This is a genomic window from Lelliottia sp., from assembly GCF_045627565.1.
Taxonomy (GTDB): domain Bacteria; phylum Pseudomonadota; class Gammaproteobacteria; order Enterobacterales; family Enterobacteriaceae; genus Enterobacter.
Genome location: NZ_JAZQNX010000011.1, coordinates 1 through 3,796 on the forward strand (window position 1 = coordinate 1; position 3,796 = coordinate 3,796).

Annotated in this window: 8 protein-coding genes; 1 reads left to right on the plus strand and 7 read right to left on the minus strand. The window is 47.8% G+C overall.

What is annotated here, in order from left to right:
* The 7 genes from ACKI5T_RS09120 to ACKI5T_RS09150 form a co-directional block, all read right to left on the minus strand.
* The coding region (locus ACKI5T_RS09120; protein WP_407437110.1) for a replication endonuclease at positions 1–614 on the minus strand (614 nt) is incomplete at its 3' end.
* A 47-nt stretch (positions 615–661) separates the two neighbouring features.
* Entirely contained in the window at positions 662–1,669 is a 1,008-nt protein-coding gene (locus ACKI5T_RS09125; RefSeq protein WP_407437111.1) for a phosphoadenosine phosphosulfate reductase family protein, read from the minus strand.
* Entirely contained in the window at positions 1,666–1,947 is a 282-nt protein-coding gene (locus ACKI5T_RS09130; protein ID WP_407437112.1) for a DUF5405 family protein, read from the minus strand. The genes ACKI5T_RS09125 and ACKI5T_RS09130 overlap by 4 nt, the downstream gene beginning before the upstream one ends.
* A gap of 22 nt (positions 1,948–1,969) precedes the next feature.
* Positions 1,970–2,188 carry a DUF2732 family protein gene (locus ACKI5T_RS09135; RefSeq protein ID WP_131488782.1) on the minus strand — a complete coding sequence of 73 codons (219 nt, stop codon included), beginning with the start codon at positions 2,186–2,188 and terminating at the stop codon, positions 1,970–1,972.
* Between the two features lie 66 nt (positions 2,189–2,254).
* Positions 2,255–2,755, minus strand: a complete 501-nt coding sequence (locus ACKI5T_RS09140) for a replication protein B (protein ID WP_407437113.1) — start codon at positions 2,753–2,755, stop codon at positions 2,255–2,257.
* The gene (locus ACKI5T_RS09145; protein WP_407437114.1) at positions 2,752–2,937 is read right to left on the minus strand and encodes a hypothetical protein; all 186 of its coding nucleotides are present in this window, start codon (positions 2,935–2,937) and stop codon (positions 2,752–2,754) included. Before ACKI5T_RS09145 ends, ACKI5T_RS09140 begins: the two co-directional genes overlap by 4 nt.
* The gene (locus tag ACKI5T_RS09150; protein WP_407437115.1) at positions 2,937–3,212 is read right to left on the minus strand and encodes a regulatory phage cox family protein; all 276 of its coding nucleotides are present in this window, start codon (positions 3,210–3,212) and stop codon (positions 2,937–2,939) included. Before ACKI5T_RS09150 ends, ACKI5T_RS09145 begins: the two co-directional genes overlap by 1 nt.
* Positions 3,213–3,347: 135 nt before the next feature.
* Between ACKI5T_RS09150 and ACKI5T_RS09155 the strand changes: the two genes are divergently transcribed.
* On the plus strand, positions 3,348–3,644 hold the full coding sequence (locus ACKI5T_RS09155; RefSeq protein ID WP_103949582.1) for a helix-turn-helix transcriptional regulator: 297 nt from the start codon (positions 3,348–3,350) through the stop codon (positions 3,642–3,644).
* The last annotated feature ends 152 nt before the right edge of the window (positions 3,645–3,796 follow it).

Here is a 3,796-nt window from a genome sequence, read left to right on the forward strand (position 1 = left end):
CACCATTCATCGTTAATCAGACGAGCGATAGCGGAAAATGCCTGGCGAATTGTGATCTGCCCTTTGCGGTATTTTTTCCAGAACATCGGGGTGATATTGAATGCACGCGCCGCACCGGCAACGTGACCATATAAATGCGCCTGCGCCTCATCGGTGAAAAGAGACTCTTTACCGCCGTGAGCATCAGCCCAAGCGTCGCTTAATTCCTCATAAGCAACATAGAGCTGCGAAGCGATACGGGCAGCAAACTTTTTGAGCGCCTTGTCACTCATACCAGGTAAACGCGAATAGCTTTCGCGCTCGCTCATGAAGAGTAGCGATGCGGTCTCATTCATTCCGTTAAGCTGATTGACCCGCTCAAGACGTGGCCCCACCCTTTGCTCGACGGTATTCTTAAGGAAATAGAAACCATGAAGTGGGCTTTTAGTACGACGGATAAAGTCATACCGAGAGTTGAACAACGTTTTTAAGACGTATGGCAGGCGATTAACTTTACCTAAAACACCTTGCACCTGACGGAATTCGCCACGTGTAAGGGGTCTGTCACGGCCAATTGCAGAGCGTGGAGCATTCCAGGGATAAGCACCGACGAATCTATCATCGGTGTGTTTCATGAACGGAGGCGGTGGCGAGGGAGCGATGCGCCCTTTACATGGGCTGGTCACTCACACACGCCCGCATAAATGCTACTGCATACGCTTAAGTCATTTGATGCCCCCAATAGATCAAATTGAGTTCCTCCGTGGGTAGTCATTGCCCAGTCACGGTATGTTTGTATGCCGTAACCATCGACAGTTACAACATTAATTCGCTTCTCCGCTCGCTTCGGATCTTGAGTTGAAGGGAAGAAAACAGCATTGCCCCTACGGGAGCATTCCGCAACGAGCCGTTCCCACTCCGACACACGGGCGATTTCTTCAGGCCATCTGGCGAAAATTTCTGCCAGTTCAGATTTCCTGACATTGACGCAAGGCATACACCCTACTCGCCCACATCCTTGCAAATAAAGAGGATTAGGTTTGATGCCGTGGCGTTTTGCGATGGCAAAAACCTCCTCATGCTTCCATTGGAGGATTGGGCGATAAACATGCAAACCCGGTGTATTGTCTGCGTCCTCTTCCCATTCAGACAAAGCAGCTCGTGCAGGCGACTCCTGAGCCCGCACTCCTTGCCACATAATCACCTCATCGAAATCATTAAGAGCGGGCCCGACGACCCGGGTTTTGACTGGCTCGTGTTTCAGTTCGAACGTGCAAAATTTTGCTTTTGTGGAGGGAAATCGACCTTTCCACATAGCCAAATCTAAAAAAGGAATTCCAGTTGGTTGAAGTAACGACAATGCGCGTTGAATACGAAATGCAGCTTCATCCTTGGTGAAACCGCACTCTTCGACGAGAGAAACAGGCCATCGCTCAGCTATAAAATCCCGCTTCCCCTGTATCCGTTTAGAGAAATCAGCCTTTACACGAATAATATTCCCAAGGCGATTCTCCAGATAATCAAGATAATCCATCGTCTGAGGGTGTTCATGGCCGGTATCAGCAAATACAACCCGGAAAGGAATGCCGTTCTCTATAGCTAACAGCCAATCAGCTAAACTATCTTTCCCGCCAGAAACTGTGACTATATTGATTGTGTTATCAGCTAAGCATCGATCATCAATCGTCATTTGCGAGTATTCCTTTTAGAAAAGCCAGCGTTGCACTCATGACCAATGCGTTCGATTTGATAGCCCAATTCTGCAAAGCTGCTCGCTTCGCCTGTTAAAATATCGTGGAGAATCAGACCTGAGACGAGCTTAGGAATAGTTGGGTAGTAACCCACAACATCCAGCCATTCCTTGCCTTCGTTCTTCCCGGAGGTAGCGGTTTTCTTTTCCTGCAAAATAAATTGATAGCGGTCGCTGGTAATGACGTACTGGTTATTTATCTCGATGCGTATGCTCATTTTTACTTCCTGTTAAAAGTGGTTAATCCGCTCTACCGAAAATCGAGTTGTGTAACTTTTCCGACTCCTGACCTAATAACTCGATAATCTCGGTGCGATTAAGTTCTGACTTACTGATGTGCGCGATAAGACCGTCAAACTGAGAAGAGAAACGGGTCGCTGTGTCGCGCTGTGCTTCGCTTACTGCCTGCGCCAGAAGTACCGAATACATGCCCCGCTGCGCTGTATTTTGTTTTTGCATTTGCCTATCTCCAGACAAAAGGAGTCCCCACGCTGTAAGGCGCGTAATAAAACGAATCCAGATTAATTAATGTAAATACTGCTCAGGTTTTACCGAGGTTAAAATGGTTGGCGCGTACTCAAAAAGGCTAAACAGCTCTCGCAAAGCGCGGAATAGTTTGTCGCGCCAGTAGCAGTCCTCTTCGTTCAATCGCCAGTGCGGCATACTGAACTCTTGATCCGTAAGCCCGGCATGACGGAAAAGAGAACGTCTTTGACTAACAGTCAGACGGCTAATGAAGGTTGCCTTAGTCGAGCCATGCTGGCGAAACCGGCTGAATGCGAATCTCAGTTCATCCAGAGCGCAGACAAGACGCTCGCGATCGGCTTCGTCCATTTCTTCTAAGCACATGACCGAGTGACGCTGTTTTAGCTGTGCGTGAAAACAAACGGTCAGTCGTTCGCGCTCCATCATCTGATTGTAGAAATCACAAGTGTCCTGCCAGCGTGGCTGAGCCAGGTACTTACCGACCAGACCCCTAAGCGCCGCTGGTTGTTTCTGGATCACATCAAGAGTCATGACGGTCATAACCACAGCCCTCTTTTTTTGACCAGGCGGCGAAGCGTCTCAATAACGCCAGGCTTACGAGTACGGATGATGATGCCCTTACGGCCGCGTCCGTGAGTGATAGTGAAGTTCATCGGGCTAGGGCTTTCCCTGCGGAGTAACTGAGCAATGCAACGAGGCTCCTTTGTACGTTCAATATTCATTAACGTGGATCTCCTAAACCAAGCCACATTAGCCACCCTTCTCGAATCGCTTTCGGGCGGCTCTCATAAGCCATTTTCATGCCGTTGTTCCACGCAGGAAGATAAACCCAGTATTCCCCAGCTCTTCCACTTGTTGACTGCGGATCGGTCATCTCAACGATGGGTAATTTGCCCTTCTCAATCATCCCTTTGACAGCTGCAGGAGTTTTACCAATAAGACGCGCGAATTCCTGGTATGGAACGGCGTCGCTCGCACTATCAATGACCCTATTCATTTGTGAGTATTCCTCGTTAGTGTTTTAATTGCTCCCAATGGCTTTTAATTGCCATATTGGAGCCATTAACTTGCGATAACGAATTGAAGATTACTCTGTTATCGTTTTTCTATCAATAGTGGAGTGTTAATTACGATGATACCCGTCAATGAGAAGCTAGCCATCATGCGTGAGTCAGAACGTATGAATAGAAAAGAATTCAGTGACTTAACTGGCGTTCCATACAGCTCTCTTTCGAGTTACGAGAAGGGTGTAAAAGATATGGGCATACAGGCAGTGATGAAGATTTTGAACCATCCACAGTTCAAAAAATACACTATGTGGTTTATGACAGAGTCGATATCACCTGAAGCTGGGCAAATTGCACCGGCTCTCGCGCACTTTGGGCAGCAGACAACAACGTCACCCCACTCAGACCAGAAAACTGGCTAACCATTTACGGCGCTTATTTGTGCAGTAAATGCACGGTGAGTTTTTGTTATGTAAATCAGGAAATTGAAGTACGCAGTAACATCATCGGGAGGCTTTATGTCTGTTAAAAAGCTCGATGATGGTCGATATGAAGTGGACGTCAGACCTGCAGG